22 protein-coding genes are annotated in these 26,664 nt (G+C 66.7%); 10 read left to right on the top strand and 12 right to left on the bottom strand.

Going from position 1 to position 26,664, the window contains the following annotated elements:
- Nucleotides 1-104: 104 nt before the first annotated feature.
- Both ACUTR7_RS07315 and ACUTR7_RS07320 read right to left on the bottom strand, forming a co-directional pair.
- Complete coding sequence (locus ACUTR7_RS07315) at nucleotides 105-1,169, bottom strand: asparaginase (RefSeq protein ID WP_016449874.1); 1,065 nt, start codon at nucleotides 1,167-1,169, stop codon at nucleotides 105-107.
- Between the two features lie 129 nt (nucleotides 1,170-1,298).
- A complete protein-coding gene (locus ACUTR7_RS07320; protein ID WP_096914692.1) occupies nucleotides 1,299-1,805 on the bottom strand; it encodes a glutathione peroxidase in 507 nt (168 codons plus the stop codon).
- A 241-nt stretch (nucleotides 1,806-2,046) separates the two neighbouring features.
- Here ACUTR7_RS07320 and ACUTR7_RS07325 point away from each other — a divergent pair, with 241 nt between their 5' ends.
- Together ACUTR7_RS07325 and ACUTR7_RS07330 are read left to right on the top strand one after the other, a co-directional pair.
- Complete coding sequence (locus ACUTR7_RS07325) at nucleotides 2,047-2,616, top strand: ferritin-like domain-containing protein (protein ID WP_013804567.1); 570 nt, start codon at nucleotides 2,047-2,049, stop codon at nucleotides 2,614-2,616.
- Between the two features lie 163 nt (nucleotides 2,617-2,779).
- On the top strand, nucleotides 2,780-5,305 hold the full coding sequence (locus ACUTR7_RS07330; protein WP_445608472.1) for a penicillin-binding protein 1A: 2,526 nt from the start codon (nucleotides 2,780-2,782) through the stop codon (nucleotides 5,303-5,305).
- Between the two features lie 648 nt (nucleotides 5,306-5,953).
- On the opposite strand, the gene ACUTR7_RS07335 is transcribed toward ACUTR7_RS07330, so the two are convergent.
- On the bottom strand, nucleotides 5,954-6,733 hold the full coding sequence (locus ACUTR7_RS07335; RefSeq protein WP_034398074.1) for a tyrosine-protein phosphatase: 780 nt from the start codon (nucleotides 6,731-6,733) through the stop codon (nucleotides 5,954-5,956).
- A 203-nt stretch (nucleotides 6,734-6,936) separates the two neighbouring features.
- Nucleotides 6,937-9,852, bottom strand: coding sequence for a DNA topoisomerase III (locus ACUTR7_RS07340; RefSeq protein ID WP_445608473.1), 2,916 nt, complete (start codon nucleotides 9,850-9,852; stop codon nucleotides 6,937-6,939).
- A gap of 127 nt (nucleotides 9,853-9,979) precedes the next feature.
- On the opposite strand from ACUTR7_RS07340, the gene ACUTR7_RS07345 reads away from it, so the two are divergent.
- From ACUTR7_RS07345 to ACUTR7_RS07355, 3 genes are read left to right on the top strand one after another with little or no spacing between them, the layout of a single operon-like run.
- Entirely contained in the window at nucleotides 9,980-10,642 is a 663-nt protein-coding gene (locus tag ACUTR7_RS07345) for an SET domain-containing protein-lysine N-methyltransferase (protein WP_445608514.1), read from the top strand.
- Nucleotides 10,639-11,469 (top strand): biotin--[acetyl-CoA-carboxylase] ligase, encoded by an 831-nt coding sequence (locus ACUTR7_RS07350; protein ID WP_012202814.1) that lies wholly within the window; start codon nucleotides 10,639-10,641, stop codon nucleotides 11,467-11,469. The genes ACUTR7_RS07345 and ACUTR7_RS07350 overlap by 4 nt, the downstream gene beginning before the upstream one ends.
- 35 nt (nucleotides 11,470-11,504) lie before the next feature.
- Nucleotides 11,505-12,269 carry an SPOR domain-containing protein gene (locus ACUTR7_RS07355; protein ID WP_445608474.1) on the top strand — a complete coding sequence of 255 codons (765 nt, stop codon included), beginning with the start codon at nucleotides 11,505-11,507 and terminating at the stop codon, nucleotides 12,267-12,269.
- Nucleotides 12,270-12,344: 75 nt separating this feature from the next.
- Here ACUTR7_RS07355 and ACUTR7_RS07360 read toward each other — a convergent pair whose 3' ends face one another.
- Both ACUTR7_RS07360 and ACUTR7_RS07365 read right to left on the bottom strand, forming a co-directional pair.
- The gene (locus tag ACUTR7_RS07360; RefSeq protein WP_034389801.1) at nucleotides 12,345-13,277 is read right to left on the bottom strand and encodes an N-formylglutamate amidohydrolase; all 933 of its coding nucleotides are present in this window, start codon (nucleotides 13,275-13,277) and stop codon (nucleotides 12,345-12,347) included.
- A gap of 175 nt (nucleotides 13,278-13,452) precedes the next feature.
- A complete protein-coding gene (locus ACUTR7_RS07365) occupies nucleotides 13,453-14,421 on the bottom strand; it encodes a Bug family tripartite tricarboxylate transporter substrate binding protein (protein WP_012202811.1) in 969 nt (322 codons plus the stop codon).
- A 109-nt stretch (nucleotides 14,422-14,530) separates the two neighbouring features.
- Between ACUTR7_RS07365 and ACUTR7_RS07370 the strand changes: the two genes are divergently transcribed.
- The gene (locus ACUTR7_RS07370) at nucleotides 14,531-15,541 is read left to right on the top strand and encodes a LysR substrate-binding domain-containing protein (RefSeq protein ID WP_199138212.1); all 1,011 of its coding nucleotides are present in this window, start codon (nucleotides 14,531-14,533) and stop codon (nucleotides 15,539-15,541) included.
- On the opposite strand, the gene ACUTR7_RS07375 is transcribed toward ACUTR7_RS07370, so the two are convergent.
- The 3 genes from ACUTR7_RS07375 to ACUTR7_RS07385 form a co-directional block, all read right to left on the bottom strand.
- Entirely contained in the window at nucleotides 15,498-17,000 is a 1,503-nt protein-coding gene (locus ACUTR7_RS07375; RefSeq protein ID WP_065347270.1) for a sensor histidine kinase, read from the bottom strand. The genes ACUTR7_RS07370 and ACUTR7_RS07375 overlap by 44 nt on opposite strands.
- Nucleotides 17,001-17,094: 94 nt before the next feature.
- Nucleotides 17,095-17,769, bottom strand: coding sequence for a response regulator (locus ACUTR7_RS07380; RefSeq protein WP_012202808.1), 675 nt, complete (start codon nucleotides 17,767-17,769; stop codon nucleotides 17,095-17,097).
- Nucleotides 17,770-17,868: 99 nt separating this feature from the next.
- Nucleotides 17,869-18,369: a MarR family winged helix-turn-helix transcriptional regulator gene (locus tag ACUTR7_RS07385; protein WP_012202807.1), complete on the bottom strand. Its 501-nt coding sequence runs from the start codon at nucleotides 18,367-18,369 to the stop codon at nucleotides 17,869-17,871.
- 147 nt (nucleotides 18,370-18,516) lie between these two features.
- On the opposite strand from ACUTR7_RS07385, the gene recA reads away from it, so the two are divergent.
- Together recA and recX are read left to right on the top strand one after the other, a co-directional pair.
- Nucleotides 18,517-19,620 carry a recombinase RecA gene (gene recA / locus ACUTR7_RS07390; protein ID WP_012202806.1) on the top strand — a complete coding sequence of 368 codons (1,104 nt, stop codon included), beginning with the start codon at nucleotides 18,517-18,519 and terminating at the stop codon, nucleotides 19,618-19,620.
- Nucleotides 19,621-19,822: 202 nt separating this feature from the next.
- Nucleotides 19,823-20,299 carry a recombination regulator RecX gene (gene recX / locus ACUTR7_RS07395; protein ID WP_063327512.1) on the top strand — a complete coding sequence of 159 codons (477 nt, stop codon included), beginning with the start codon at nucleotides 19,823-19,825 and terminating at the stop codon, nucleotides 20,297-20,299.
- Here the strand turns inward: recX and yddG are convergent.
- From yddG to argC, 3 genes are read right to left on the bottom strand one after another with little or no spacing between them, the layout of a single operon-like run.
- Nucleotides 20,296-21,216, bottom strand: a complete 921-nt coding sequence (gene yddG, locus ACUTR7_RS07400; protein ID WP_012202804.1) for an aromatic amino acid DMT transporter YddG — start codon at nucleotides 21,214-21,216, stop codon at nucleotides 20,296-20,298. The genes recX and yddG overlap by 4 nt on opposite strands.
- 22 nt (nucleotides 21,217-21,238) lie before the next feature.
- On the bottom strand, nucleotides 21,239-23,125 hold the full coding sequence (locus ACUTR7_RS07405) for a hypothetical protein (RefSeq protein ID WP_445608475.1): 1,887 nt from the start codon (nucleotides 23,123-23,125) through the stop codon (nucleotides 21,239-21,241).
- Entirely contained in the window at nucleotides 23,122-24,054 is a 933-nt protein-coding gene (gene argC / locus ACUTR7_RS07410) for an N-acetyl-gamma-glutamyl-phosphate reductase (RefSeq protein ID WP_445608476.1), read from the bottom strand. Before argC ends, ACUTR7_RS07405 begins: the two co-directional genes overlap by 4 nt.
- Nucleotides 24,055-24,490: 436 nt before the next feature.
- Here argC and sucC point away from each other — a divergent pair, with 436 nt between their 5' ends.
- Together sucC and sucD are read left to right on the top strand one after the other, a co-directional pair.
- Nucleotides 24,491-25,651 carry an ADP-forming succinate--CoA ligase subunit beta gene (sucC, locus tag ACUTR7_RS07415; RefSeq protein ID WP_012202801.1) on the top strand — a complete coding sequence of 387 codons (1,161 nt, stop codon included), beginning with the start codon at nucleotides 24,491-24,493 and terminating at the stop codon, nucleotides 25,649-25,651.
- A gap of 20 nt (nucleotides 25,652-25,671) precedes the next feature.
- Nucleotides 25,672-26,565: a succinate--CoA ligase subunit alpha gene (sucD, locus tag ACUTR7_RS07420; RefSeq protein WP_012202800.1), complete on the top strand. Its 894-nt coding sequence runs from the start codon at nucleotides 25,672-25,674 to the stop codon at nucleotides 26,563-26,565.
- Nucleotides 26,566-26,664: the final 99 nt, after the last annotated feature.

A 26,664-nucleotide genomic window follows, 5' to 3' on the forward strand; every position in this document is an offset into this window, starting at 1 on the left:
CTGGTTGGCATATGAGGCTGCCAGTGTGCCACCTCGGTGCCCGCCAGAAATGCCGCGCAAGGCCAGGGCCTGCGCGGCAGGGTTGCGGCGGCCTGTCGGTCGAACTATCGATCGAATACCGCCTGCAGGTCCTTCTGCCCCGTCACGCCGGACTGCAGCGCCAGCATCAGCAGGATTCGCGCCTTGGGCGCGCGCAGATCGTCGGCCATGACGGCGCCGGCCTCGAACGAGGTCTTGCCGCCGCCCTCGAAGCCGTAGCTGGGCATGACGCGGCCGTTGTGCACGCGCGTGCTGACGACCACGGGCACGTTCTTGCCGATGGCGTACTTGGCGGCATCGAGCATGGCGACGTTCATGTTGCCCATGCCCAGGGCGTCGATGACGATGCCCTTGACGCCACGGTCCACCGCTTGGCGAACGGCCTGGCCGTTGGCGCCGCCGTACATGGGGAAGATTTCCACCTCGGGCATGGTCTGCGCCTGGATGGGCAGGTGCTGGCGGCGCGCGGGGGCGGAGGCGAAGTTCACGCGGTCCGGGTAGACCTCGCCCAGAAAGCCGAACTCACCCGAGCGGAAGGTCTCCACGTTGGCCGTGTGTGTCTTGGTGACGTAGCGCGCGGCGTTGATCTGGTTGTTCATGGCCAGCATGGCGCCCTTGTCGCGCGCCTTGGGGTCCACGGCGATGCGCACGGCGTTGAGCAGGTTGCGCGGGCCGTCGAAGTCGGACACCGAGGCATTGCGCTGCGCGCCTATGAGCACGACGGGCTTGGACGACTGCACGGTCAGGTCCAGCCAGAAGGCGGTTTCCTCCAGCGTGTCCGTGCCGTGCGAGACGATGGCGCCGGCCACCTCAGGGCGGGCCAGCGCTGCCTGTACGGCCTGGGTGAGCTGCACCCAGCGGGCCGGGTCCATGTAGTCGGAGGGCACGTTGGACAGGTTGTTGACCTGGATGCGCGCGTACTTGCCCACGTCGGGCACGGTGGCCAGCAGGTCGTCGCCCGAGATCGCGGGCACGGGCGCGTTCTTGACCGGGTCGATCTTCATGGCGATGGTGCCGCCCGTGGCGATGAATTGGACCACGGGCTTGTCCTGGGCGGCGGCGCTGGTAGCAATCATGGGCAGGGTGCAGGCGGTGAGCAGGGCGAGGGCGGTGCGGCGGAAGGCTTTCACGGGTGTTGTCTCCTTGTTGTGATGTCAAGGAGCATGCTAACCATGGCGTGCGGCCGGCCCGCACTGACGGCCCTGCGTGAAACCCTGATGGACAGGCGCGATCAGCGCGCCTCAACGCGCATCAACGCGTCAAGGCGCCAGCGCGGCCTCGATGTCCGTGGACAGCTTGGCCGGCGCATCCTGCGGCGCATAGCGGCGGATGACCTGGCCGTCGCGGCCAACGAGGAATTTGGTGAAGTTCCACTTGATGGCCTTGGTGCCGAGCACGCCCGGCGCCTCGGCCGTGAGCCAGCGGTACAGCGGGTGGGCGTTGGCGCCGTTGACGTCGATCTTGCCCATGAGCGGAAAGCGCACGCCAAAGTTCAGGTCGCAGAAACTGGCGATTTCCGATTCGCTGCCCTTTTCCTGGGAACCGAACTGGTTGCACGGAAAGCCCAGCACCACCAGGCCGCGCTCGCCGTACTGCTCATGCAGCGCCTGCAGTCCCGCGTACTGCGGCGTGAAGCCGCAGGCGCTGGCAGTGTTGACGATGAGCAGCACCTTGCCGCGGTAGTCCGACAGGGGGACGGCCTGGCCCGTGATGGAGGTGGCCTCGAAGTCGTAGGCCGAGCGGGGCGCGGCGGCGGTGTCATTCATGCGGGTGCTCCTGGAGTGGAGCGCCCATGGTAGCGCCGGGATAGCCAGGGACACCCAGGGGCGCGCTGGCCGGGCATGGGGATGCGGACTTGTCTCACAGACAGCAGGCGGCCAAAAACTTACCTTGGAAGACAACAGGCGGGCACATCGGCCCGCCTGGTCCCGTTTCGCTGGCAGGTGTTTACAAGCCGCATAGGCGCATGCCTGCCGTAGTTTCCGTCCCACGATGAAGAGACCACGTATGAATCCCAACAGCACCCCCACGAAGCAAGCCAAATCCAACGCCGGCAACGGCCACCTGGCGCTGGACCCCAAGGCCCTGGAGGCCGCCAAGCACAGCCTGGACGATGGCGCAGTGACCCCGCACTTCGGGCCCTGGCGCGAGGACATCATCAAGCTGCTCAATGACTCGCTGGCCACCGAGCTGGTGTGCGTGATGCGCTACAAGCGCCACCACTTCACGGCCGTGGGTCTGGCTTCGCCCGCCATTGCCGACGAGTTCCTGGTCCATGCCAACGAGGAAATGGCCCACGCCGACAAGCTGGCCCAGCGCATCGTGCAGTTGGGCGGCGAGCCCGACTTCAACCCCCAGACGCTGACCCAGCGCAGCCATGCCGACTACAACGGCGAAATGGACCTGAAGGCCATGATCCGCACCAACCTGATCGCCGAGCGCGTGGCCATCGAGGCCTACAGCCAGATGATCGACCTGATCGGCGACAAGGACCCGACCACGCGCCGGCTGATCGAATCCATCCTGGAGCAGGAGCAGGAGCATGCGGACGAGCTGTCCGACTGGCTGGAGAAATAAGCACTTCCCGCCAGTACCCGCCAGCCCGACAATACCGGGGCTTGGCCCATAGGCAAGGCACCCCGCGCGAGCGGGGTGCCGTTTTTTTGGGCATTCTCTCGGCTTCGCGGAATGGTCCCGCCCTATCGGCCCTGATGTCCTGTCATCAGGGCCGTCTTGCAATATGCGCTTTTCTTTCAATGACTTGAAGCTGCCCGACGCTGTGCTCGCAGCCTGGCAAAGGCTGCTGGCCAGCCGCATCGGCCAGCGCGTGGCGGCCCTGCCCTGGTGGCACCGCTGGCCCACGCGGCGCGAATGGCTGCTGTTCGCCGCCGCGCTGCCGCTGCTGTTCGCGCTGTATGTGCTGGCCCTGATCCCGTTCACGCCCGGCATCCGCGACATACGCAAGGCCAAGCTGGAGCAGCCCGCCCAGATCATGAGCGCGGATGGCAAGCAGCTCGCGCAGTTCAAGCGCAGCAACCGGCAGTGGGTGAAGCTCGACGAGATGTCGCCCTCGGTGATCAAGGCGCTGATCGCCACGGAGGACCACCGCTTCTACGAGCACCACGGCATGGACTGGCGGCGCACGCTGGGCTCGGTGGTGCACACGCTGCGCGGCGATCCCCAGGGCGGCTCCACCCTCACCCAGCAGCTCGCACGCAATCTGTACCCGACCGAAATCGGCCGCGCGCCCACGCTCAACCGCAAGCTCAAGGAGGCGATCACGGCCTTCAAGATCGAGGCGCTCTACACCAAGGACGAGATCCTCGAGACCTATCTGAACACCGTGCCCTTCCTCTACAACGCCTTCGGCATAGAGATGGCGGCGCGCACCTATTTCGACAAACCGGCCGCGCGGCTGACGGTGCTGGAAAGCGCCACGCTGGTGGGCATGCTCAAGGGCACGAGCTACTACAACCCGGTGCTCAACCCTGACCGCGCGCTGTACCGCCGCAACACGGTGCTGTCGCAAATGGTCAAGCGCGGCGTGCTGCAGGAGGCCGAGTTCGCCCAGCTCAAGAAGCGCCCCATGCGCATCAATTTCGAGCGCCAGGAAGAGCCCCTGGGCATGGCGCCCCACTTCGCGCAGCAGCTGCGCAAATGGCTGATCGACTGGGCCGACCGCAACGACTACAACATCTACACCGACGGCCTGGTGGTGCACACCACCATCGACTCGCGCCTGCAGAGCTGGGCCAACCAGGCCGTGGCGCGCCAGACGCGCACGCTGCAGGGCGTGGCCAACGGCGCCTGGAGCCAGCGCGACGGCTGGAATGCCGCCAACCCGCTGGTGCAACAGCTGGTGCGGGAGACCCCCGCCTGGCGCGCGGCGCGCAAACGCGCGGACGGCCAAGGCAAGGACAAGGTAACGGACAAGGACAGCGAGGAAGACACCCTCAAGGCCCTGCTGGCCGACAAGGCCTTCATGAAGCAGCTGCGCGAGGACAAGACGCGCGTGCAGGCAGGCTTTGTGGCGCTGAACCCGGCCACCTCCGAAGTGCTGGCCTGGGTGGGCAGCCGCGACTTCACGCAGGACGCCTACGACCATGTGCAGCAGGCACGGCGACAGCCCGGATCGACCTTCAAGCCCTTTGTCTATGGCGCCGCGCTGCAGCAGGGCGCCACCCCCGACGACAGGCGCGTGGACGGCCCCGTGGAAATCAAGCTGCCCGGCGGCGAAGTCTGGCGCCCCACCGACGCCACGCCACCCACGGGCCGCGAGATGACGCTGCGCGACGCCCTGGCCTACTCCAAGAACACCATCACCGCCGAAGTCATGCAGTCCGTGGGCCCCGCCCGCGTGGCGCGCCTGGCGCGCGCCCTGGGCGTGCGCCAGAGCCCGCTGGACGAAGTACCCGCCCTGGCCCTGGGCAGCAGCCCGGTGTCGCTGCTGGAAATGGTCAACGCCTATGCCAGCCTGGCCCACGGTGGCCGCTGGCTGCCACCCATGATGGTCACGCGCATCGAGGACGCCGACGGCAAGGTCATTGCCGAATTCAGTCCGCCCAAGCCTGAGCGCGCGCTGGACGAAGACCACGCCTACGCCCTGGTGGACATGCTGCGCGCCGTGGTGGACAAAGGCACGGCCGTGGCCGTGCGCCAGCGCTACGGCATCCACGCCGACGTGGCCGGCAAGACCGGCACCACCCAGGGCAATGCCGACGGCTGGTTCATCCTCATGCACCCGGAAATCGTCACCGGAGCCTGGGCCGGCTTCAACGACCCGCGCGTCACCCTGCGCAGCGACCGCTGGGGCCAGGGCTCGCGCAGCGCCCTGCCCATGGTGGGAGACTTCATGTCCCGCGCCCTGCGCAGCCCCGTCATCGACGCCAAGGCCCGATTCGAGCCGCCCGAACAAAGCCACTGGTGGTCCGACATGGTCGGCCGCCTGCGCGAACGCATGCAGGACTGGTGGCCTGACCAGCCGCCGCCCGCCCAGCCCGGCCAACCCACCACCCCGGATCCAGCACCTACCCCGGAGCCCGCACCCGAGCCCACGGAGCCACCCGGCCCGGGCCTGTCGCCCGGCGAGGAAATCATAGAAAGCACCCCCGCCCTGCCCGCACCCAGCATCCCCCTCACCCAGGGCACGCTGGGCCCCACGGACCAGCGCGCAGTGCAGGAAGCCACCCCCGCCACGCCAGCCCTGCCCGGCGGCGAAGACGCCCCCGCAGGCACCGGCGTGGTGATCACGCCGATCCAGCCCTGACCCGGCTGGCTGTTGGCTGTTGGCTGTTGGCTGTTGGCTGTTGGCTGTTGGCTGTTCCCCAGCCTCCCCCTTCTGCCCACGCCTGCGTTGGGCGGGATGCGGGGTGGCAGCCCTGCCGAAGGACAGGGCTGCTTCGTTGTCTAGCTCGCCGTGATGTTTGAGTGAAGCGCGCAGCGCGCAACGAGTTTCACGGCGCACCCCGCATCCCGCCCAACGCAGGTCGCCCGTAGCGAAGCGAAGGGTCGTGGGCAGTGGGGCGCGCTTCTTTGCCTACTTTCTTGCCGCGCGGCAAGAAAGTCGGTCGGCCGCCGGGCCGAAACCCGGCCTCGAAAAACAACCACTCGGCAGGGACAGATCCAGCGAAAGAATCAAAGCACAAACCGAGTCACCGCGAAGTCCGCGTATGACTCACATTGGCATCCACAGTCCCAAACACCGTCACCCCACTGCCACTGGACGCCTGGCTCCCGGAAACATCCCCAGGCACCCCGCCCGCGCAGCCAGCCAGCCCCACACTCAGGGCCACCAGCACCATCGCGGCCAGCCCACGCATGCCGTACTTCATCGCAATCTCCTTCATCTCCGGCGCAACCGACCGGCACAGCCCATGTTAGCCGCGCCAACCCGCCGCCCCGTGAGCGAAGGTAATCACCCTTCCAGGTAAAGCGCAGCCAGCCGCTCGCGTGCAGCGCTGTCGATGCCCAGCGCATCCCGCAGATACCCCTGCATTCCACCGAAGTCGGCCCGCACCATGTCGGTGGCCGCCGCCAGGTAGGAGGCCTGCACGCGCCACAGCACATCCATCACCTCGGCCGGCATGGGGGCGAAGGTGGTGGCGGGGCGCTGGTAGAGCTGGTTGGTCAGCAGGTAGTCCTGCATCACGGTGTCCTCGTCCACGCCCAGCGCGGTGAGCAGCAGGGCGGCGGCCCAGCCCGTGCGGTCCTTGCCGGCCGTGCAGTGGAAGACCAGCGGGTCCTGGCTGTCCAGCAGCAGTTGGAACAGCTGTGCAAAGCGTGGCGCGTAGTCGTGCACGAAGCTGCGGTAGGTGTCCTGCATCAGCTCCTCGGCATGGGCGGCCGTGAGGTCGTTGCCTGCGGCAATCAGGGCGCTGGCGCGCTGCACCACGGTGGGCTCGACGATGAGCGCATGGCGGGCAATGCCCGGCCATTCGTAGGCCAGGTGGGCGCTTTCCATCTTGCCCCGGAAGTCCGCGCTGCGCGCGAGCTTCAGGCCCTGCAGCACGTCCAGGTCCGCCGCGCTGAGGCCCGCCAGATGGTCTGCACGGAACAGCGTGCGCCAGCGCACGCGCCGGCCATCCAGGCCCGCGTAGCCACCGAGGTCTCGGAAGTTGGAGGCGCCGTCCAGGCGGATGGAGCGCGAGGGCGCCGGGGAGGAAGCAGCGGCGGCAGCCGCTGCCGGGGTGAGCATTTCGGTATCCATGCCCGCTAGATTAGCCCAAGCATGTGTTGTCCCCGTGTCAGGCCGGCGACCCGCTGGTGTAGAGCTCAAACACTGCCCTCAAAACTGGCGCGCCCCAAAGCCAGGGACACCGAGGAAGGGCAGCCCCGCACCGAGGGTGTCGTCCCCCTCCCTCGCGGAGCGAGTAAAGAGGGGGAAGGCGCGTAAGCGCCTCAGGGGGTGAGATGTTTCCCCACGATGCCGGCCAGCTCGAACATGTTCACGCTGTCCTTGCCGAAGACGGGGCGCAGCTTGTCATCGGCGCGGATGACGCGCTTGTCCTTGGGGTCCTGCAGGTTCTGGGCCTTGACGTATTCCCACAGCTTCTTGACCACTTCGGTACGCGCCACCGTGCCTTCGCCGATGACGGCGGCCAGGGCCGCGCTGGGCTGCAGCGTGCCGGCGGCCGGCTTGCGCGCGGTCTTGGTGGCCGTCTTTGCCGTGGTCTTGGCTGCGGCTTTCTTGGCAGGCGCCTTCTTGGCCGGCGCGCTCTTGGCGGCCGCCGTCTTGCGCGGCGGGTACTTGCTGTCGCGCTGCTCGAACTCGAAGTTCACCTTGCCGGCCGCGCCATCCCAGACCAGGAAGGCCTTGAAGCTGCGGCGCGTGCGGTTGGAGACGAACTTGTCCAGCAGGTCGGTCTTGCCGGTCTGCAGCAGCTTTTGCATCTGCTCGCGCTCTATGGGCTGCTGCAGGATGATCTGGCCGCTCTTGAAGTCGCAGCTGGGTGTGGCCTGGGCCAGCGTGGGCACGGCCTTGGCGCAGACGTAGTTGCTGCCGTGCTCGAAGACCGGCGCGCCGCACTTGGGGCAGGGGCCCAGCGATTGCTGGCTGGCAAAGTCCACCAGCTCGCCCGTGTCTTCGGAGGCGGCGTCGTCGCCAAAGTCGAACTCGAGCTTGTAGTTGCCGCCTTCCTCATCGTGCACGATGGTGACCTCGGCCACGAAGGGCCAGCCTGCCTTGGAGCGAAAGCCGTCCAGCGGGCCCAGGCGGCGGTCGCGCAGCAGTTGCTCGGCCTCGGCCGTCTCGAAGGTGCGGCCTGCAGGCGACTTGGTGAACGAGAAGCCGCAGCCCGCGCCCTGTCCGTCGCTGCCCGTGCAGCCGTAGCGGCGATAGTTCTCCTTGACCACGCCGCCGCAGTTGGGGCAGGGGGTGGACAGGGTGGCGTAGTCGCCGGGCACGGTGTCTCGGTCGTATTCCTTGGCCTTCTTGACCAGCTTTTCCGTCATGGACTGGATCTGCTGCATGAAGGCATCACGCGAGAGCTGGCCCTTTTCCATCTGCGCCAGCTTGTACTCCCATTCGCCGGTGAGGTCGGCGCGCGAGAGTTCTTCCACGCCCAGGCCGCGCAGCAGGGTCATGAGCTGAAAGGCCTTGGCCGTGGGAATCAGCTCGCGGCCTTCGCGCAGCATGTACTTTTCGGTCAGCAGGCCTTCGATGATGGCCGCGCGCGTGGCAGGCGTGCCCAGGCCCTTTTCCTGCATGGCCTCGCGCAGCTCGTCGTCCTCGACCTGCTTGCCGGCGCTTTCCATGGCGCCCAGCAGCGTGGCTTCGGAGTAGCGCGCGGGCGGCTTGGTCTTGAGGCCCTTGGGATCGACCTGGCCGGCGCGCGGCTGCTCGCCGGGCTGCACCGCGACCAGGGGCTGGCCCTTGTCGCCGTCCTTGCCGCCTTCGACCTCGTTGGCGGCCTCCTTGCCGTAGATGGCCAGCCAACCGGGCTTGACCAGGATCTTGCCTTCGGTCTTGAAGCTGTGCTGCTCGACCTTGCTGATGCGCGTGGTCACCTGGTGCTCTGCGCTGGGGAAGAACACGGCCATGAAGCGGCGCACGACGAGGTCATAGAGCTTTTGCTCGGCCTCGGACAGGCCGCTGGGCGCCTGCGTGGTCGGGATGATGGCAAAGTGATCCGACACCTTGCTGTTGTCGAAGATGCGCTTGGTCGGGCGCACATAGTTCTCGTCCAGCGCCTGCTGGGCAAAGGGTGCCAGGTGGCGCATGCCGCTGCCGGCCAGCATGGCGAAGGTCTGGTGCGCCACGGGCACGTAGTCCTCGGGCAGGGCACGCGAGTCGGTACGCGGGTAGGTCAGGGCCTTGTGGCGCTCGTACAGGCTTTGCGCCAGCGACAGCGTGGTCTTGGCCGAGAAGCCGAACTTGCCGTTGGCCTCGCGCTGCAAACTGGTCAGGTCGAACAGCAGCGGGCTGGCCTGGGACGTGGGCTTGGACTCCTCGGTGACCTGGGCCGGCTTGCCGCGCACGGCGTCGGCAATGGCCTGGGCGTCGCGCTGGTTCCAGATGCGGTCGGCGCGGGCTTCCGCATCCTCGCTCTTCTTCCATTGGGGATCGAACCACTTGCCCAGGTATTGGCCGGCCTGCGCATCGAAGGCGGCATGCACTTCCCAGTAGTCGCGGCTCACGAACTTGCGGATCTTTTCCTCGCGCTCCACCACCAGGGACAGCGTGGGCGTCTGCACGCGGCCCACGGTGGTCAGGAAGAAGCCGCCATCGCGCGAATTGAAGGCCGTCATGGCGCGCGTGCCGTTGATGCCCACCAGCCAGTCGGCCTCGGAGCGGCTGCGCGCGGCGCTGGCCAGGCCCAGCATCTGCGCATCGCTGCGCAGGTTCTGGAAGCCGTCGCGGATGGCCTGCGGCGTCATGGACTGCAGCCACAGGCGCTTGACCGGCTTGCCCAGGCCCTTGCCGTCGGGCTTGGCGCCTGCGGCGTACTGCTCGATCAGGCGGAAGATCAGCTCACCCTCGCGGCCCGCGTCGCAGGCGTTGATGAGTTCGGTGACATCCTTGCGCTTGGCCAGCTTGACCACGGCATTGAGCCGGCTCTTGGTCTTGTCCACGGGCTTGAGGTCGAAATACGGCGGAATCACCGGCAGGTTGGCAAAACTCCATTTGCCGCGCTTGACGTCGAATTCCTCGGGCGCCTGGATTTCCACCAGGTGGCCCACGGCGCTGGTCACGACGTAGTGCTCGCTCTCGAAGTATTCATCGTGCTTGTCGAATTTGCCCGCCACCGGAGTCAACGCGCGGACGATGTCCTGCGCGACCGAAGGCTTCTCAGCAATCACCAGGGTCTTTGTCATTGTGTGTACTCGTCATTCCCCGCAGGACCTGCATGTCGCAGCCTGCGCTTCTACAATCCATGGCTCACGCGTGTACGTACGTGTACGCGCACGCGCATGTGTGCCTATTCAAGTTATCAGAGAAAACATGCCCCGCACAGCTTTGGCCCCTTCCGGCGGCCGCCGTATCCAGACCCGCCGCTCGGGTGTCCATGGCAAGGGCGTCTTCGCCGCGCAGGATCTTGCCGAAGGCGAGGTCCTTGTCGAGTACGTAGGGGAAATCGTCAGCTGGCAGGAAGCCCAGGACCGGCATCCGCACGACCCCAGCCAGCCCAACCATACCTTCTACTTCCACGTGGACGAAGACCGCGTGATCGACGCCAACTACGGCGGCAACTCCTCGCGCTGGATCAACCACAGCTGCGCTCCCAATTGCTACACCGATGAGCGCGATGGCAGGATTTTCATCGTCGCGCTGCGCAACATCGCCGCCGGCGAGGAGCTGAGCTACGACTACGGCCTGATCATCGACGAACCCTACACCAGGAAGCTGAAGGCAGAGTATCCATGCTGGTGCGGCGCGGCCACCTGCCGCGGCACGCTGCTGGCGCCCAAGCGCGGCTGGCGCCCGCCCATGCCCGGCGATGCATTGCCGGCCAGCGCAAAGCCGGCATCGGAACAATCTGAAAAGACAAAGCGGGCCAAAAAGCAGCAGGTCAAATCGGCAAAGCCTTTGGAAAAGCATTTGGAAAAGCCCCCCCAAAAGCCAAGGAAAAAATCCCGCAAATCCTCCACAAAGGCCGGCGCATGATGGCATCGTCCCCCATTCACTGGCCTGCGGAATCGCTGTGGCAGGCCATCGAGCCGCAACTGCCGGGCTTTTCCGTGGAAATCGTGCCCAGCATCGGCTCGACCAATACCGAGCTGATGGCGCGCGCCCGCGATGGCCGCAACGAACCCGTGCTGCTGGTGACCGAAGTGCAGACCGCCGGCCGGGGCCGGCTGGGCCGCCAGTGGACCAGCGGCGTGGGCGATTCGCTGACCTTCTCGCTGGGCATGCCGCTGGCGCCTGCCGACTGGTCCGGCCTGTCGCTGGCCGTGGGCCTGAGCGTGGCGCAAAGCCTGCAGCCGCAGTTGCCTGCCCCGGGCTCGCAGCGCCCGCGCATCGGCCTCAAATGGCCCAACGACCTGTGGATCGACGGCGACCGCAAGCTCGGCGGCATCCTGATCGAGACGGCCAGCTTTGTCGGCAGCGCCGCGCATGAGCCCGGCACGCCGCGCTACGTGGTCGTGGGCATCGGCCTGAACGTGCGCCCGCGCCCCGGCGACGGCATGCGCACGCCCCCGGCCAGCCTGCTGGAGCTGGACGAACGCCTGGACGCACCCACCGCCCTGGCCTGCGTGCTGCCGGGCCTGGTCTCCGACATCCAGACCTTTGCCGCCCAGGGCTTTGCGCCGCTGGTGGAGCGCTTTGCCCAGCGCGACCTGCTGCGTGGCCGCGCCGTCAATCTCAGCGATGGCGAAAGCGGCACGGCCGAGGGCGTGGGCCCCGATGGCGCGCTGCTGGTACGCACGGCGCGCGGCCTGCAGGCCATCACCAGCTCGGAAATCAGCGTGCGCCCGGCTGCTGTAGGCTAGGGCGGGTGACTCATCACTAGGGCCCAAGAAACGACATGCTGCGAATCGCCTTCCTGCTGCTGGTGCTGGCCAATGCCGGCTACTACCTCTGGAACCACGGCCAGCTCCAGGCCCTGGGCCTGGCACCGCCATCCCAGACCGAGCCCGAGCGCCTGGGCCAGCAGGTGCGCCCGGAGGCGCTGAGCCTGCTGAGTGTGGACAACGCGCCAGCCCCCTCCTCGTCCACCCCGGGTACGGCTCCTGCATCCCCTGCCGCACCCGCCACACCCGCGGCACCCGCAGCACCTGCGGCTCCTGCAGGTGGCGAGGAACCCGCCGCACCGGCTCGCCCCGAGAAAGCCGCGGGCCAGCCCACCAGCTGCCTGGTGGCCACGGGCATCGAAGACCGCCATGCCGAGGCGCTGCGCCGCGGCCTCATCGCCCAGGTCGCCAGCGACCAGTGGGACCTGAGCAGCACGCACCAGCCGGGCCGCTGGATGGTCTACATGGGCAAATTCCCCGATGCCGAGTTCCTGGAGCGCAAGCGCGCGGAACTGCGTGCACGCAAGATCGACTTCGACCGCGCAGGCGGCGCGCTGGAGCCGGGCCTGTCGCTGGGCCGCTTCTCCTCCGAGGAAGCGGCCACGCGCGAGCTGACCAACGTTGCGCGCCAGGGCGTGCGCACGGCCCGCGTGGTGCAGGAGCGCCCCGACATCACCCTCTACACGCTGCGCCTGCCCCAGGCCACGCCCGCGCTGCGCAGCCAGGTCGAGTCCATGGGCGGCAAGGCCTTCGAGGGCAAGCCGTTCAGGCCCTGTTGAGCCCCGCCAGGGCACGATGAAAAAAGGCCCGCGATCCTGTGATCGCGGGCCTTTTGCATTTCACTCGCAGGGGCTTCAGAGCGTACGCGGATCGGTGGCCATCAGCTGCTCCACCAGCACCTTCAGGTCGGTGGTCAGGCGCAGGTAGCCGGCCTGGTCGAGATCCAGGGTCTGCTCGTTCATGTAGAGCTTGCGGTTGATCTCGATCTGGATGCTGTGGCGGTGCTCGGCGGGCTTGCCGTAGCGGCGCACCAGCTCCACGCCCTTGTAGGGATGGTTGTAGTCCACGCTGTAGCCGCGCTCGCGCAGGAAGGCGCAGATGCGCTCGGACAGCGCCGGGCTGGCCGTGCTGCCGTCGCGGTCGCCGATGACGAAGTCGGCATGGACCAGGCCCGGGTGCAGCGTGGCGTGGCTGGCTGCGACGGAAGGCATGGAGTGGCAGTTGATATGGATGCTGTAGCCATGGCGCGCATGGGCGCCGTCGATGGCGCGCTCCACGGCGGCGTGGTAGGGCTTCCAGCAGCGCTCGATGCGCTGCAGCAGTTCAGCGGCGGGCAGCTGGCGGTCATAGATGGGCACGCCCTCATCGGTGAACTTCCAGATCAGGCCCTTGCCCAGGCGCACCTTCTGCAGCACGACCTGGTCGGTGGTGACGGGCAGCGGCCACTGGCCCTCGATCATGGTGGTGTCGATCTCGGTGGTGTCGCGGTTGGCATCCAGGTAGATGCGCGGGAAATGCGCCTCCACCCAGCTCACGCCCAGGCCCGGCGCAAAGGCGTAGATCTTCTCCACATGCGTGTCCTCGGCCTGGCGCAGCGTGGCCAGCGGCAGGCAGGAGCCGAAGTCCGCCGGGTAGACCGTGCCGCTGTGCGGCGAGTCCAGCACCACGGCACTGGCGCCGGCAACGCTGGTGACCATGGGCGGCGCGGCATCGGCCGCGCCGGAGCCTGCCGCGCCGGGCAGGGATTGCAGGAAGTTCTGACTGATCAGTCGCAGGACGGGATGCATGAGGAAGTGGTCTATCTCGGTTACGCATTGCACCGCTGCGCTGCGGCCAGCCCGCCATGAAACTGGCGCGTCCCAGGCCAGGGACGCCGAGCAAGGGCCGCCCCGCAGCGAGGGCGTCGTCCCCCTCCCGCGAAGCGAGAGAGGGGGAAGGCGCGAAGCGCCTCAGGGGGAGCCTTTAATCCAGCTGGATCTGGGCCGTGGCGGCAATCTTCTTCATCTTGGCGACTTCGCTGGCGATCTGCTTGGTGAAAGCGTCGCTGCTGGTGCCGGAGATGTACAGGCCCTGGGCCGCCATGCGCTTTTGCACGGCCGGGTCCTTGAGCGCGGCCGCGATGGCCTTTTGCACGCGGGCGATCTGCTCGGGCGGCGTGCTCTTGGGGGCCACGAGACCGAACCACGAAGGATCGTTCAGGTCGGCATGGCCGGCTTCGGCGTAGGTCTGCACGTCGGGCAGGACGTCCAGGCGCTCATGCCAGGACACGGCCAGGGCCTTGACCTTGCCGCCCTTGATGTGGGGCAGGGAGGAAGCCACCTGGTCGAAGTACACGGGCACCTGGCCGCCGAGCACGTCGTTGATGGCCGGGCCTGCACCGCGGTAGGGAATGTGCTGCATCTCGGTGCCCGTGCTCTTCATGAACTGGGCGCCCCACATGTGGCCGATGGTGCCGTTGCCGGGGGTTGCGAAGCTGACCTTGCCGGGGTTGGCCTTCAGGTACTTCACGAACTCGGCGAAGTTGTTGGCGGGCACCAGCTTGGGGTTGATCACGATCACGCCGGGGGCCTTGACGATCTCGGTCACGCCGACGAAGTCGTTGATGGCGTCGTAGGGCAGCTTCTTGAACACGGCGGGGTTCACGCCGTGCGTGGACAGCGTGGCGATGCCGAAGGTCACGCCGTCGGTGGCACGCGCCACTTCGGCCATGCCGATGGAGCCGCCAGCGCCGGCCTTGTTCTCGATCACCACGGCCTGGCCGCCCAGCAGCTTGGGCAGCACGTCCTGCATGTTGCGCGGGACCATGTCGGTGGAGCCACCAGCAGGGAACGGAACGACGATGCGCAGGGGACGGGAGGTGTCCTGGGCGAAGGACATTCCAGGAACGACAGAAGAAGCGGCGATGGAAGCAAGGAAATGACGTCGTTGCATAGGATCTTTCTTACAAACAAGTTCAGATTAAAAGAAATCTGCTCACAAAAAAAGCAAATACTGTGCCTGTTAATATTCCAAACAGGAATACTTTCATCATATCCCTGTCATGAGTTTGCGCCGCCTCAACCCGCCCACGCATCTGCTGCGCGCTTTCTCCACCGTGGTGCGTTTTGGGGGCGTCTCGCGCGCGGCCGAAGCCTTGCACCTGACGCAAAGCGCAGTCAGCAAGCAGATCCAGGAGCTGGAGAAATGGGTGGGCGTGCCGCTGTTCGAACGCGAGCGCAAGCGCTTGAGGCTGACGCCCGCGGGCGAGCGCTATGAGCGCGCAGTGCGCGCCCTGCTGGGCCAGCTGGAGGCAGCCACCCTCGAACTCATCACCAGCGATGACAGCCGAGGCGCGCTGCACCTGTCATCGCTGCCGACTTTCGCGGCCAAGTGGCTGATCCCCAGGCTGCCCCAGTTTCAGCAGCGCTATCCACAGATCACGCTGCACTTTGTACCCTACGTACACAGCTACCAATTTGACAGTCCGGGGCTGGACTGCGCAATTTTGTTTGGCGACGGGCACTGGAATGGCGCGCATGCCCACTATCTGGTGGGCCGCCAGGTGGCGCTGATCGCACCGCCGCGCGGCGCGGGCCCCGAGGCACGCATCACCACCCCACAGGACGTGGCGCGCTGCACCCGGCTGCGCCATGTGACCATTCCCGATGCCTGGGCGCGCTGGAGCGAGGCCCATGGCGTCAACGGCATCAGCCCCCTGGCGGGCCCGCAGTTCGACCAGTTCCAGACCATCATCCGCGCCGTGATGGCCGGCATGGGCATCGCCCTGGTGCCGCGCTGCCTGGTGCACGACGAGATCGCGGCCGGCCTGGTGAACGAGCCCCTGCCCCAGCACGGCTACCAGAGCGCCCTGGGCTACTGGCTGTGCTACCCGGCCGACCGTGCCAACCACGGCACCCTGGGCATCTTCCGCAACTGGCTGGTGGACCATGCCGCGCAGACGCCGGGACGGATCGCGGTGGCGCCTGTGGCTCCCGGGGAATCTGCGGCAGCCGGGGATGCCCCGCCACCTATGCCGCAGGCTTGGGCGACGGCGGCGAGCGCAGCGCCGTGAAGCGCACGCTGAAACGCGCACCCGGCGGCTGCTGGCCAGGATGCGCATCTTCCAGCACCACCTGGGCGCCATGCTGGCGAGCGATCTCCAGCACGATGGGCAGGCCCAGGCCCGAGCCATCGGCCTCCGAGCCCAGCACGCGGTAGAACGGCTGGAACACCAGCTCGCGCTCGGCCTCGGGCACGCCGGGCCCCGAATCCTCCACCTGCAGCAACAAAACCTGGCCGAAGGGATCGGCCAGCACGCGCACCGTGACCATGCCGGGCCGGCTGCTGCTGGAAGGCGTGTAGTTGATGGCGTTGTCCACGAGGTTGCGCACCAGCTCCGTCAGCAGCGTGGCGTTGCCCTGCAGCCAGACGCCGGTGGCCGATGACTCGGCGCCGTCGTATCCCAAGTCCACATGCTTGTCCATGGCGCGCGGCAGGCAGTCGCGCACCACGTCGGTGACGATGCGCACCAGGTTGCAGGGCTGCATGGCCAGGCCGCGGCCCACGCCGGCGCTCTCGGCGCGCGCCAGCGCCAGCAACTGGTTCACCGTGTGCGTGGCGCGAATGCTGGAGCGCGCAATCTGTGCCAGGGACTGCCGCAACTCCTCCGTGCTCACGCCCTCGCGCTGGGCCAGTTCGGCCTGCATGCGCAGCCCGGCCAGCGGTGTCTTGAGCTGGTGGGCCGCGTCGGCCAGAAAGCGCTTTTGCGTGGCCAGCGAATCACCGAGCCGGCCCAGCAGATCGTTGACCGAGTCCACCAGCGGCACGACTTCCAGCGGCACGTCCTTGTGGTTGATGGGCGAGAGGTCCTCGGGCCGGCGCGCGCGGATGCGCTCCTCCAGCCGGTGCAGCGGCTTGATGCCGCGAGCCAGCGCCAGCCACACCAGCAAGGCGGCCAGCGGCAGGATGACGAACTGGGGCAGCATCACGCCCTTGATGATTTCCGTGGCCAGCACGCTGCGCTTTTCGCGCGTTTCGGCCACCTGGACCAGGGCCTGGGGCTCGTCGGGCAGGGGCATGCGCACCCAGACATGGGCCACGCGCAGGTCAATGCCGCGAAACTCCGCATCGCGCAGTTGCACGGCCCCGCCGGTCGGTGCACCGCCGGGCGATAGATCGCCGGATGGCGGATCGTCGGACTCGGGCGGCAGCGGCAGATCGCGCTCGCCGGCCAGGTACTCGCCCTTGACGCCCAGCACCTGGAAATACACGGTGTCCGACTCGTCGGCGCGCAGGATCTCGCTGGCCGATTGCGGCAGGTTGAACAGCACCTTGCCCTGCTGCACCATCACCAGCTGCGCCAGCGCCTGGGCGTTGTACTCCAGCGCGCGATCGAACGGCTTGTTGGCCAGGCCCTGGGCCACCAGCCAGGTCAGCGCCAGGCTCACGGGCCACAGCAGCAGCAGCGGCGTGAGCATCCAGTCAAGGATCTCGCCGAACAGTGAGCGCTGTTCACGCTGGAAGATTTTCATCGGCGGGCAGCCCTCACGACGGGTTCACGGCCCCGTGGCATCCGCCACTATGCGCAGGCAAGCCAACCCGGGCCTGACAGCCAGGGCAGCGGCCTCAGGAAGCGATCTTCTCAAGGCAGTAGCCCAGGCCGCGCACGGTGGCGATGCGGATGGGGCCGCGCTCTATCTTCTTGCGCAGGCGGTGGATATAGACCTCGATGGCGTTGTTGCTGACCTCGTCGCCCCATTCGCACAGGCGCTCGACCAACTGGTCCTTGCTGACCAGCCGGCCCGCACGCTGCAGCAGCACTTCCAGCAGGCCCAGCTCGCGCGCCGACAGCTCGACCATCTTGCCGTCGATGGTGGCCACGCGGCCGGCCTGGTCGTACACCAGGGGGCCGTGCTTGATGGTGCTGCTGGCGCCACCCATACCGCGCCGCGTGAGCGCGCGCACACGCGCCTCCAGCTCGGACAGCGCAAACGGCTTGGCCATGTAGTCGTCGGCGCCGTAGTCCAGCCCCTGCACGCGCTCTTCCACGCTGTCGGCCGCCGTGAGGATGAGCACCGGCAGCGCATCGCCCCGGCCGCGCAGCTTCTTGAGCACTTCGAGCCCGTGCATCTTGGGCAGGCCCAGGTCCAGGATGAGCAGGTCGAACTCGCTGCTGGTCATCAGCGCGGTATCGGCCTCGCTGCCGTTGGCCACATGGCTGACCACGGCGCCCGAGCCGCGCAGGCTGCGCAGCAGACCATCGGCCAGGACCTGGTCGTCTTCGGCAATCAGAATGCGCATGGGGTTGTCTCCTGAAATACAGACGCGCTCTGGATGTTGGAAATGCGCGTCTTTGATTCCTAGGATTCTAGGATGCGCCCCGCCCCACGGGCAGGGACCTTACCCGAGTGAGCCGCCGCCCGCATAGGCCTCCAGCCCCAGCGCCACCACGGTGGCGATGTCGTCGCCGACTTCCTCGCGGAACTCGGCCTCGGCCTGGGACACGGCGTCATGGAAGGCCTGCAGCCATGCCAGGCCCGCAGGCGTGAAGCGGATGCGGCGTGCGCGCGCATCGCGCTCGTCGCTTTCGCGCGTGACCAGGCCCCAGGCCTCGCACTGGGCCACCAGGTCGCCCATGGACTGCTTGGTCATGCCAGCGCGCTCGGCCAGGTCGGTGAGCCTGTCGCCAGCCAGCGACAGATGCCGCGTGATGTGGATGTGGGCCGCACCCACCTTGTCGCGCGCCGCAAGATTGGACAGCGCCAGCGGAACCTCCACATCGCGCGCCATGAGCTGCAGCACACGCGCGTCGAACCGCCGCATGGCATGGCCGAGCAGGCGGCCCAGGTGGGTCTGGCGCCAGGCGTCGGCGGGCGGCGTGACGGGGGAAAACTCACTCATGGATGCATTGTGGAGGTAAATCCAACAAGTCAGGAAAACTGACTAAAAACACCAACAAAACAAACCAACAAGCCCATAAACTACTGTTCAAGCATCCAGCCTGAATGCAAATACAGAGCTGAAACCCCAGCCAACCCAGGAGTCCGCATGAACACCGCCGTCACCACCGCCAACAGTGAAAAAGCCAAGGCCCTGCAGGCCGCACTCGCCCAGATCGAAAAGCAGTTCGGCAAGGGCACGATCATGCGCCTGGGTGAAGGCGAAGCCATCCAGGACATCCAGGTCGTCTCCACCGGCTCGCTGGGCCTGGACATCGCCCTGGGCGTGGGCGGCCTGCCCCGTGGCCGCGTGATCGAGATCTACGGCCCTGAATCCTCGGGCAAGACCACGCTGACGCTGCAGGTCATCGCCGAAATGCAAAAGCAGGGCGGCACCTGCGCCTTCATCGACGCCGAGCACGCACTGGACACCAGCTACGCCCAGAAGCTGGGCGTGAACCTCAACGAAGTGCTGATCAGCCAGCCCGATACCGGCGAGCAGGCCCTGGAAATCGTGGACAGCCTGGTGCGCTCGGGCGCCGTGGACATGATCGTCGTGGACTCGGTGGCCGCCCTCACACCCCGGGCCGAAATCGAAGGCGAGATGGGCGACCAGTTGCCCGGCCTGCAGGCCCGCCTGATGAGCCAGGCGCTGCGCAAGCTGACAGCCACCATCAAGAAGACCAACTGCATGGTCATCTTCATCAACCAGATCCGCATGAAGATCGGCGTGATGTTCGGCAGCCCCGAAACCACCACGGGCGGCAATGCGCTGAAGTTCTACGCCTCGGTCCGCCTGGACATCCGCCGCACCGGCACCATCAAGAAGGGCGACGAGGCCATCGGCAACGAGACCAAGGTCAAGGTCGTCAAGAACAAGGTCTCGCCTCCGTTCAAGACCGCCGAGTTCGACATCCTCTTCGGTGAAGGCATCTCGCGCGAAGGTGAAATCCTGGACATGGGCGTCAACGCCAAGATCCTCGACAAGTCGGGCGCCTGGTATGCCTACAACGGCGAGAAGATCGGCCAGGGCCGCGACAACGCCCGCGAATTCCTGCGCGAGAACAGCGGCCTAGCCGTGGAGATCGAGAACAAGGTGCGCGACAGCCTGGGCATCGCCCTGCTGCCCACGGCCGGTGGCGATGCCCCCGAAGCCAAGGCCGCCAAGGCGGGCAAGGCCAAGGCCGACAAGGACGGCGTGATCGAAGCCTGAGCGGCCTGACCCCTCACTGCAGGCGCCGCCGCGCCTGCACACACTGTGTTTGCCATCTTGGCGCAGGCTCACGTCTGCGCCTTTTTTATCGCCGGGACGCCCCAAGGCAAAAAAGCGGCCCCCTTGGGGGGCAGCGGACCTTGCGCAGCAAGGGGAGCGTGGGGGCCTTTTTTATTCGGGACGATTCAGGAGACATTGCCGCATGGGATTCGCCAAGCTGTCGCTCAAGGGCCGGGCGCTCAAGCTGCTGGGCCAGCGCGAACATTCACGGCTGGAGCTGGAACGCAAGCTCGCCCCCCATGTGGAGGAAGGCGAAGACCTGGGCGCCATGCTCGACGCGCTGGAGCAGCGCGGCTTCATCAGTGCCCAGCGCGTGGCCGAATCCGTGCTGCACCGCAAGGCCGCGCGCTTTGGCACGGCACGCGTGGTGCAGGAGTTGCGCAACAAGGGACTGGACGACGGCCTGGTACGCGCCGCCGCAGAGCAACTGCGCGCCACCGAACTGCAGCGCGCCCTTGCCGTATGGCGCCAGCGCTTCGGCGCACCACCGGCCACACCGCAGGAACGACTCAAGCAGATGCGCTTTCTGGCTGCGCGCGGTTTTGGTGGAGAAATTGCGAGCAAGGTGCTGCGGGGGCGCAGCGAAGACTGGGACGCAGGAGCAGAGGACGAAGGCTAATCTGCGCGCCGGGTCGCACCCCAGCACACCAGCGACCCCACGGTCACCAGCACCACGCCCTGCCAGAATCCCCAGCCCGGCTGCACCTGCAGCCAGGCACTGGCCAGCAGCGCCGAGAACACGGGCGTGAAGTACGAGGCGGCAGCCATCACGGCCAGATGCCCGTGCTGTATGCCGTGCTCCCAGCAGCTGTAGCCCAGGGCGGTGAGCCCGCCCACGGCCAGCAATTGCAGCACCACGGTGCCCGACCATTGCATGCCGCCTTCACCGCCCAGCCACAGCCATTTGATCCACAACGCCAGCGCAGTCCATATCAGGAAAAGGCCCACAGCATTGTGGCCACCGCCCCAGCGCCGCGCAGCCAGCGAATAGCAGGGCCACAGCAGGGCCGCGCCAAAAGCCAGTCCATACGCCAGCGGGTTGGACAGCATGTGGTCCGCCATGCCCCGCAGTTGCAGGGAATCACCGCCCAGTACTCGCGTCAGCCCCCACAGGCACAGCAGCACGCCGGGCCACAGCCACCAGCGCGCATGCTGCTGGCGCAGCAGCACGGCCAAAACGATGGTCAGGCTGGGCCACAGGTAATTGATCAGCCCCAGCTCCAGCGCCTGGGCGCGGTCCTGCGCCAGGCCAATCGCCAGCGACAGGCAGATCTCGTAGACCGCAAACAGCAGGCCGCAGCCCCAGAAGTAGGCCGGATGCATGGCCCGCCACTGCGAGGGCCTGGGCAGGCCGCGCACGGCGGCCACGCACAGTGCGCTGACCGTGTAGAGCATGGCGGCGCCGCCCACGGCACCCAGCGGCTCGGCCACCGAGCGCATCAGGCCCACGGTGCAGCTCCAGCACACCACGGCCAGTAGTCCGATGGCGGTGGCCCGGCCGGCGGCCACGGGGGAGTTGTTCTGCAGGGAAGACACGTCGATGGCTGCGCGCGGCAGATCAGTGCGGTTGCAGCAGCTGGCGCAGCGAGTGGTACAGCGCATCCGAGCCATGCGCGGTGTTGTCCGCATCGAACGAGAACTCGTTGCTGGACTGCGTTCCCGTCGCATCCTCGGGCCGGGCTTCCATGAAGAAGGACAGGAAGCGCGCGCCCTGACGGCGGTGCATGGTCAGCACTTTCTCCAGCCGCTGCGGCGACAGGGCCACCAGCGGATGGAACTCCGTCACGCCATAGGCCGTGTGGCCATAGCGGCGCAGCATCTGGCCGACCAGCGGGCCGTAGGCATCTTCGCCGTACAGGCTGACACCCAGGGACAGCCCCGGCATGCGCTGCAGGCTGCGCTCCACGGCATAGCGGTTGGCATCCCAGCTCGGATTCGCATGGGGGTTGAGCTGGTGGGCAAAGCGAGGAACCCGGCCCAGGCAGCCGTGGCCGATGTGCTCGGAAAAGCCCTGGATGTAGTCGGCCACCTGCTGCTCGCGGAAATCGTTCCAGTCCGTGACCAGCGGGTTGTAGAACAGCGCCAGCCGGTCCTGCGGGCTGTCCACCCAGAATTCCACGCCGTCCGGCAGCTTGCCGAAGTCGGGCAAGGCCTCGGCGGCATGAGGCCTGGGCTCGCCCTGGTTGCGGTCCATCACGGCGATCTGGCGCGTGGCCAGCAGGCCCAGGCTGCGTCCACCGGCCTGCAGTACCACGTCGATGCGGTGCAGGCCCTCGCCCAGCGCCGGATAGCGGATGTCGGCACGCCAGCCCACATCGGGCGTGAGGAACCCGGGCTTGGCCTGTGCCACGTCCTGGCGGTGCATGTGCACGGGGGCATGCGAGTAAGGGCGCCCGTCCACGAAGACGGCCACGGCCAGCTGCTTTTGCAGCTTCGCATCGGGCGAGTGGACCCAGCCGGACACGGGCACGGTGCCGGCTGCATAGCTGTCGATGTGCTGGAAGAAGTTCTGCAGCGGCTCGCTGCGGATGTTGCGCGATGGCGGCTCGACCGCGTCGAAGCTGTCAAAGCCGGACTTCAGGTGGGCATTGAGCCGCGCGATGTCGCCATAGCGCTGGCGCAGGAATGCATGGAAGCCCGCCACGGAGGCAGGGCTGTAGTCGGTGACCGCATAGCCTTCGGCCGCGAACCCCATGCCGGCCTCGAACCCCGGAAACAGCTGGTGCGTCTCGCCCAGCACGGTGAGGGCGCGCAGCTGGTGCATGGCGGCATCGCCTGCGGCGCACATGCGCTCGGCCAGGGCATCGACGACCAGCTTGCGCACGCGCGTGACTTCGTTGTCCTGCCGCGCGACCGACCACGGGAAGATGCGCGCGCCCAGATAGCTGTCCAGCGGCAGCGGCCCCTTGGGTGTCCACGCAAGATTGGCGGGATCGGCGGCCAGGCGCTCCTCGGCCTTGGAGTGCACTTCGAAATGCGTGGCGAACAGATACAGTACCACGGGCCGGTGCGCCTGCGCCACCGTGCGCACCACGCGGTCCAGCGCCTCGCCCCGGACTTCCCAGGCCTTGCCATTCCACTGCACATAGCGCAGCAGCGGCACGCTGAGCGTATAGCCCAGGTCCAGTTCACCCTGGGGCCGGCCCAGGCGCTGCAGCGTGGCTTTCACCATTTCTGCGGCCGAGCCCTGCGGCCCCAGGCAACTGGCGGGTATCTGCTGAAATTCCTTGGGAAAATCCTCGCGCAGCCCGTCCTGCACCAGACAGGCCTCCATATTGCCCAGCAGCGGACTCAGCAGCAGGCGCGATGAAGACGGCAATGCCGGCCGCAGCTTCCAGGCAAACACAACGACCAGCAGGCACAGCACGGCCAGGGCCAGGACATGGCCCCAGACCGGACTGCGCCGGCCCGGCAGGGACGCGGACGGTGGCGTGGCCGGGCTCACAGGCCCAGCATGATCTGCAGGTTCTGCACGGCGGCGCCGCTGGCGCCCTTGCCCAGGTTGTCCAGACGGGCGATCAACACGGCCTGGCGGTACTGCTCATTGGCGAACACGCGCAGCTCCAGCTTGTTGGTGTCGGTCAGCGTGTCGGCGGCCAGCTTCATGTCCTCGGTGGGCGGCAGCACCGACACCCATTGCTCCGGCGTGTTGGTGGCCGCGTAGTGGGAGGCCAGCGCATCGTGCAGGTCGGCCGCCTTGGGCGCGCCCGGCAGCAGGTCCAGATGCAGCGGCAGCTGCACCAGCATGCCCTGGCGGAAATTGCCCACGGCGGGAATGAACACCGGGCGGCGCGTCAGGCCGGTGTATTGCAGGATCTCGGGAATGTGCTTGTGCGTCAGGCCCAGCGCGTAGGCCTCGTACGGCGCGGCCGTGCCGGCCTCATAGGCTTCGATCATGCTGCGGCCGCCACCCGAATAGCCGGACACCGAGGGCAGGCTCAGGCCGTGGTCGGTGGGGATGAGGCTCGCGGCGACCAGCGGGTGCAGCAGCGCGATGGCTCCCGTCGCATAGCAGCCGGGGTTGGACACGCGCTTGGCAGTCTTGACCGCCTCAAGCTGGCCGGCACGCAGCTCCGGAAAGCCATACACCCAGTCGGGCGCCACGCGGTGGGCCGTGGATGCATCGATGATCTTGATGGCACGGCCGGTCTCGGCCTCAATGGAATCGACCATGGCCACGGTCTCGCGCGCGGCATCGTCATGCAGGCACAGGATGACCAAGTCCACGCCGGCGATCAGCGCACGCTTGGCGGCAGGATCCTTTCGCAGCTCGGGGGCAATGCTGACCAGCTCCACGCCGGACAGATCGACCAGACGCTCACGGATCTGCAGCCCTGTCGTGCCTGCTTCGCCATCGATAAAGACTTTTGCCATCGCTGTATTTCTCCTGCTGCGCGGCCCTCCTGGAGCCGCTGCGGCACCATTGCCGCGTTCCAGCTGCGGATTCTCACCGAAACCGGGTCCCCCTGCGCCCGTTGTCGCAAAACGGTTGGCAGCGGCGATCAAGGGCCTGCTGACATGCGCCTGTTACAAACAGCGGGCAGCGCCGTCTGCAGATCCTCTATAAGACAAAAGAGCTGTGGCGCCTGAAAGAAATGTCGGGAAACCGTCTTTTCCCTGACATATCAATGCATTGCACAGTTCCTGGCATGCTGCTTGGCCCGCAGGAAATTGTGGATTCTGCGCATGGGGGCGTGTCGGATGGCGCAGTGCAGCATGGTACATTCGGCGATTGCCAGGTCACTCCGCCTTGAGGCAGCACCCCAGGGCTACCGGGTCAATCCCCCCCTATTTGTTTGAGAGAGACATCATGAAGATTCATGAATACCAAGGCAAGGACATCTTGCGTCAGTTTGGTGTGCCTGTACCTCGCGGTATCCCTGCGTTCACAGTGCAAGAGGCCGTCGAGGCCGCCCAGAAGCTTGGCGGCCCCGTGTGGGTCGTGAAGGCCCAGATCCACGCTGGTGGTCGCGGCAAGGGCGGCGGCGTGAAGGTTGCCAAGAGCATTGACGACGTCAAGGCACTGGCTGGCCAGATCCTGGGCATGCAGCTGGTCACGCACCAGACCGGCCCCGAAGGCCAGAAGGTCCGCCGCCTGTACATCGAAGACGGCGCCGACATCCAGAAGGAATACTACCTGTCGTGCGTGACCGATCGCGGCACGCAGAAGGTGGCCTTCATCGCTTCCAGCGAAGGCGGCATGGACATCGAGGAAGTGGCCCACTCCACTCCCGAGAAGATCATCACCATCTTCGTTGACCCTCTGGTCGGCCTGACCCAGGCCCAAGGCGAAGAACTGGCCAAGGGCATCGGCATGCCTGCCGACTCCACCGCCCAGTTCATCGACATCTGCCAGAAGCTCTACAAGTGCTACATGGACACGGATGCCTCGCTGGTCGAGATCAACCCGCTGAACCGTGACAGCAAGGGCAACGTGGTTGCCCTGGACGCGAAGTTCAACTTCGACGCCAACGCCCTGTTCCGCCTGCCCGAAATCGTGGCCCTGCGCGACCTGGACGAAGAAGATCCCGCTGAAGTCGAAGCCTCCAAGTTCGATCTGGCCTACATCTCGCTGGACGGCAACATCGGCTGCCTGGTCAACGGTGCAGGTCTGGCCATGGCCACCATGGACACCATCAAGCTGTTCGGCGGCGAGCCGGCCAACTTCCTGGACGTGGGCGGCGGCGCCACCCCCGAGAAGGTCACCGAAGCCTTCAAGATCATGCTCAAGAACCCCAAGGTCGAAGGCATTCTGGTCAACATCTTCGGCGGCATCATGAAGTGCGACACCATCGCCACCGGCGTGATCACTGCCTGCAAGGCCGTGAACCTGCAAGTGCCCCTGGTCGTGCGCATGAAGGGCACGAACGAAGAACTGGGCAAGAAGATGCTGGCCGAGTCCGGCCTGCCCATCATCAGCGCCGACACGATGGCCGAAGCGGCCACCAAGATCGTCGAAGCCGTCAAGTAAGCAGGCCCGGAGAAAACACCATGTCGATCTACATCAACAAAGACACCAAGGTCATCACCCAAGGCATCACGGGCAAGACGGGCCAGTTCCACACTGAAAAGTGCATTGAATACGCGAACGGCAAGAACTGCTTCGTGGCCGGTGTGAACCCCAAGAAGGCCGGCGAAAAGATCTTCGACGTGCCAATCTACGCCTCCGTCAAGGAAGCCGCGCAAGGCACGGGCGCCACGGTCTCCGTGATCTACGTTCCCCCCGCAGGCGCTGCCGCCGCGATCTGGGAAGCCGTGGAAGCCGACCTGGACCTGGCCATCTGCATCACCGAAGGCATCCCCGTCCGTGACATGCTGGAAGTGCGCAACAAGATGCGCGCCAAGGAAGCCGCAGGCGGCAAGCGCACCCTGCTGCTGGGCCCCAACTGCCCCGGCCTGATCACGCCCGACGAGATCAAGATCGGCATCATGCCCGGCCACATCCACAAGAAGGGCCGCATCGGCGTGGTCAGCCGCTCCGGCACGCTGACCTATGAGGCCGTGGCACAGCTGACCGAACTGGGCATTGGCCAGTCGTCGGCCGTGGGCATCGGCGGTGACCCGATCAACGGTCTCAAGCACATCGACGTGATGAAGGCCTTCAACGACGATCCCGATACCGATGCCGTCATCATGATCGGCGAAATCGGCGGTCCCGACGAAGCCGAAGCTGCCCGCTGGTGCAAGGACAACATGAAGAAGCCGATCGTCGGCTTCATCGCTGGTGTCACTGCCCCTCCCGGCAAGCGCATGGGCCACGCCGGCGCGCTGATCTCCGGCGGTGCCGACACGGCCGACGCCAAGCTGGCCATCATGGAAGAGTGCGGTTTCGTCATCACCCGCAATCCTTCCGAAATGGGTCGCCTGCTCAAGGGCCTGATCTAAGCGGCACCGGTTCTGCGCGACATCCTGGGGTTCGCCCCAGGAAAAAATTACGCAGAATTACGAATCGGTAAGGCGGCAAGTCCGCCCTACACTGACGAC

The organism is Delftia sp. NA_296.1, assembly GCF_052692095.1.

Bases quoted from the DNA above. Each gene is read 5' to 3' on its own strand.
- ACUTR7_RS07320 (WP_096914692.1), bottom strand. From the start codon at position 1,805: ATGAATGACACCGCCGCCGCGCCCCGCTCGGCCTACGACTTCGAGGCC.
- ACUTR7_RS07325 (WP_013804567.1), top strand. From the start codon at position 2,047: ATGAATCCCAACAGCACCCCCACGAAGCAAGCCAAATCCAACGCCGGC.
- ACUTR7_RS07330 (WP_445608472.1), top strand. From the start codon at position 2,780: ATGCGCTTTTCTTTCAATGACTTGAAGCTGCCCGACGCTGTGCTCGCA.
- ACUTR7_RS07335 (WP_034398074.1), bottom strand. From the start codon at position 6,733: ATGCTCACCCCGGCAGCGGCTGCCGCCGCTGCTTCCTCCCCGGCGCCC.
- ACUTR7_RS07340 (WP_445608473.1), bottom strand. From the start codon at position 9,852: ATGACAAAGACCCTGGTGATTGCTGAGAAGCCTTCGGTCGCGCAGGAC.
- ACUTR7_RS07345 (WP_445608514.1), top strand. From the start codon at position 9,980: ATGCCCCGCACAGCTTTGGCCCCTTCCGGCGGCCGCCGTATCCAGACC.
- ACUTR7_RS07350 (WP_012202814.1), top strand. From the start codon at position 10,639: ATGATGGCATCGTCCCCCATTCACTGGCCTGCGGAATCGCTGTGGCAG.
- ACUTR7_RS07355 (WP_445608474.1), top strand. From the start codon at position 11,505: ATGCTGCGAATCGCCTTCCTGCTGCTGGTGCTGGCCAATGCCGGCTAC.
- ACUTR7_RS07360 (WP_034389801.1), bottom strand. From the start codon at position 13,277: ATGCATCCCGTCCTGCGACTGATCAGTCAGAACTTCCTGCAATCCCTG.
- ACUTR7_RS07365 (WP_012202811.1), bottom strand. From the start codon at position 14,421: ATGCAACGACGTCATTTCCTTGCTTCCATCGCCGCTTCTTCTGTCGTT.
- ACUTR7_RS07370 (WP_199138212.1), top strand. From the start codon at position 14,531: ATGAGTTTGCGCCGCCTCAACCCGCCCACGCATCTGCTGCGCGCTTTC.
- ACUTR7_RS07375 (WP_065347270.1), bottom strand. From the start codon at position 17,000: ATGAAAATCTTCCAGCGTGAACAGCGCTCACTGTTCGGCGAGATCCTT.
- ACUTR7_RS07380 (WP_012202808.1), bottom strand. From the start codon at position 17,769: ATGCGCATTCTGATTGCCGAAGACGACCAGGTCCTGGCCGATGGTCTG.
- ACUTR7_RS07385 (WP_012202807.1), bottom strand. From the start codon at position 18,369: ATGAGTGAGTTTTCCCCCGTCACGCCGCCCGCCGACGCCTGGCGCCAG.
- recA (WP_012202806.1), top strand. From the start codon at position 18,517: ATGAACACCGCCGTCACCACCGCCAACAGTGAAAAAGCCAAGGCCCTG.
- recX (WP_063327512.1), top strand. From the start codon at position 19,823: ATGGGATTCGCCAAGCTGTCGCTCAAGGGCCGGGCGCTCAAGCTGCTG.
- argC (WP_445608476.1), bottom strand. From the start codon at position 24,054: ATGGCAAAAGTCTTTATCGATGGCGAAGCAGGCACGACAGGGCTGCAG.
- sucC (WP_012202801.1), top strand. From the start codon at position 24,491: ATGAAGATTCATGAATACCAAGGCAAGGACATCTTGCGTCAGTTTGGT.
- sucD (WP_012202800.1), top strand. From the start codon at position 25,672: ATGTCGATCTACATCAACAAAGACACCAAGGTCATCACCCAAGGCATC.